The following is a 569-nucleotide window of genomic DNA, read 5'->3' on the forward strand; positions in this document are numbered from 1 at the left end:
GAAGCGCCCGTCCTTGAACACCGTGACCGCATTGCAGATACGGAACACTTCTTCCATGCGGTGGGAGACATAGAGCACCACTTTGCCCTCATCGCGCAGGCGCGTGATGATCGCCATCAAGCGATCAATCTCACGGGCGGACAGGCTGCTGGTCGGCTCATCGAAGGCAATCACATGGGCGCCACGGGACAACGCTTTGGCGATTTCCACCAGTTGGCGCTGGCCCAGGGACAGGCGCCCGAGCTTTTCCTGGGGATCGATTTCATCGGCCAGGCCCTTGAGGCACGCCAGCGCCTGCTGGCGCAGCACGCCGCGGTTGACCACGCCAAAACGCGACGGCAAATGCCCGAGGAACAGGTTCTCGGCCACGGTCATTTCCGGCACCAGGTGCAGCTCCTGATGGATCACCGCCACGCCGCTGGCAATGCTGTCGGCGGCGTTCTTGAAGGCCATGGTCTGCTCGCCGATCTGCACCGTGCCGCTGCTGGGAATATAGGCGCCGCCGAGGATCTTCAGCAGCGTCGATTTACCCGCACCGTTCTCGCCCATCAGGGCGTGCACTTGCCCCG

At 63.3% G+C, this 569-nt stretch carries 1 protein-coding gene; it reads right to left on the reverse strand.

The window, feature by feature from the left end:
* Positions 1–569: ATP-binding cassette domain-containing protein (locus tag J1G34_RS26945; protein ID WP_222994867.1), on the reverse strand; the 569-nt coding region annotated here is incomplete at both ends.

The sequence above is a fragment of the Pseudomonas sp. Wu6 genome, from assembly GCF_019891515.1.
Lineage (GTDB): Bacteria > Pseudomonadota > Gammaproteobacteria > Pseudomonadales > Pseudomonadaceae > Aquipseudomonas > Aquipseudomonas orientalis_A.